The sequence below is a fragment of the Methylacidimicrobium cyclopophantes genome (assembly GCF_902143385.2).
GTDB lineage: Bacteria > Verrucomicrobiota > Verrucomicrobiia > Methylacidiphilales > Methylacidiphilaceae > Methylacidimicrobium > Methylacidimicrobium cyclopophantes.
Map to the genome: position 1 here is coordinate 1 of NZ_CABFUZ020000227.1, position 2207 is coordinate 2207.

The 2207-nt window shown below is 63.5% G+C and carries 2 protein-coding genes; both read right to left on the reverse strand.

Annotation, left to right across the window (positions count from 1 at the left end; genetic code table 11):
- Nucleotides 1–32: 32 nt before the first annotated feature.
- Entirely contained in the window at nucleotides 33–1634 is a 1602-nt protein-coding gene (locus tag FN369_RS09480; protein ID WP_142525910.1) for an IS200/IS605 family element transposase accessory protein TnpB, read from the reverse strand.
- A complete protein-coding gene (locus FN369_RS09485; RefSeq protein WP_246189649.1) occupies nucleotides 1627–2127 on the reverse strand; it encodes an IS607 family transposase in 501 nt (166 codons plus the stop codon). Before FN369_RS09485 ends, FN369_RS09480 begins: the two co-directional genes overlap by 8 nt.
- Nucleotides 2128–2207: the final 80 nt, after the last annotated feature.

Consider the following 2207-nt stretch of genomic DNA (forward strand, 5'->3'; position numbering starts at 1 on the left):
AGCCGTTCCTAAAACCATGGACAACCATCCCGCTACCGGGGAAGATCCTCCACGACGCCGGCCGAACAGTGCTGCCGACGGTTCGCGTGCCGGGATTGCGCCGGCAATGTCCAGGTAGCGCCCAATGCCCGCGTTTCCGGGAGCAGAGGCGCGGGAGGCTTACGCAAGCCTCCCGACCGGGCATGCGCTGCATGCGCCGCTTTGAGTCTGGTCCGAACGCCCGCCCAGAACGACCACACATGCTTCGCCCGATTCCTCACGGGTAGGGCGAAGGTGACGTGGCCGCCATTGCGGGTCGGCACGACGGCCTCCCGCACGGCCGGACGCTCCGACAGACCCAATCCTCGGCGGGCGACGGCGTAAGCCGCGCCCTGGTGTACCGAAATTCCTTGCCTTCTGGCGAAATTGACCGCGCCGATCACCGACGTGTAGACCGGTTCCACCTCGATGATCTCGACTCCATGACGGAATGCGGCGGCATTGAGAAAGGCGGCCGTCTTGCGGTAGGCAAACGAGGAGAGAAGACGCGCCCGTCTCGGATCGGCCGTTTCCAGATCCGCTTTCTTTTGGCGCAGGTCGAGCCGCTCCAGGACGATCGGCTTCCCGCGTTCCCGGGCGATCCTGACCAACTCCACGCAGGCGTCGCCGATGAGCGCCTTTGCTTGTTCGGCGCTCTTCCCGTAAAGCGGCAGATCGGTCCGCCAAACATCGACCTGATTCCCGAAGCGGTCGGTCTCGGAGAGGGCAAGATGATCGGGGTTGATGTCGAGGCCGATGGCACCGCTGGATCGGGTAGTCGTCAACTCCACGGGTTGCGCCTCGACGCTGGCGAACACCCGCCAGCCCTTCTCGTCGCGCAGGAAGCGGTAGCTGACGGCGGCGCCGGTGCGCTTCACGACCGAGCGGCCCGACGCCGTAGTCGAAAGAATGCGCCGGCCGGATCCCAAGGCGGCTCGGATGGCGTCGCCTCCATAGGCGAAGCGGACTCCCGCGATCGTGAGGTGTTTGCCCTGATCGGCCAAGGTGTGCGGCAACCGCAGCTTGAGATCAAATGTTCCGTCGTCGCGCGGGATCGCTTGGCATGTCTGGTTGCCGGCGGTCTCGTCCCGGCTGCCTAAGACGAAGAACTGGTTGTCGCGGGCGCGCCGCCATGCCTCGCGCCATGCCTTATGATCGGCATAGCCATTGGCTTCCAAGTCGAATTGGGCGCGGAAGAGCTTCCTGCCGCCGAAGCAGAGGCGAAGGAGGCCCGCCCGCCGCTCCTCCAGGTTTCTCAACCGCCGCTTTTTCTGATGCAGCTTGTTGGATCCGGGAGCCTTCGCTTCGAACTTGGCAATGACTCTGGCCGCCTTGCGGATGCGTTCCTTGCACTCGGCGAGCAACTCGGGTTGGCGTTCCCGGATGGAAGCGATCTTCCCCTGGAGCTCGACTCGCGCGGAGTTGCATTGGCGGGCGCTCACGCCGAAGCGGAGGAGAAAATCGCGCTTGATCTTGTTCGCATCGCCGCCCGAACGCAGTGCGGCGAAGAGGCTCCGCTCCATCCGTCCGTGGATCCTGGCATAGGCGTCGAGTGCATCGCATCCCGCCTTGTCCAAGGCGAGTCTCGCTTGATAGGTGAAGACCGGTCTACTCACGCATCGCCTCCAGGGCCTTCTTGGCTTGGTTCTTTGCGGAACGCTTGCCGTACAAACGGGCGCAGAGCGAGACGATGACCTCGTGGAGATCGCGCACGATGTCGCCGGTCCTTTCCGCTGGATCCATTACGAGGATCTTTCGTCCACTCGCAGCCAAGGCCGTCTCCACGTATTCGCATCCGAAACGCATCAGCCGATCCCGATGTTCCACGACGATCGTCCGAACGGCTGGATCGCGCAGCAGGCGCATCAGTCCCCTGCGGCGGCCGTTCAGGCCGGATCCCACTTCCTTGACGGCATCGGTGATGGAAAGTCCTTGCGTGATCGCGAATTCGGTTAGACGGGCAAGCTGCCGATCCAGATCTGCTTTCTGGTCGTTGCTGGAGACTCGCACATAGAGGACGGCTCCCTGCGGGTGCTTCTCCGCGTGAACGATCACCGTGCCGGTGGCCAGCTGTTCGGCGGGTACGGGCAGCTTGCCCGCCTTCCACATCCGCTAGGCGGTCTTGTAGCTGATCCCCTGTAACTCTGCCCATACGCTGAGTTTCAATACGCCTATTCTGCATATTCGGG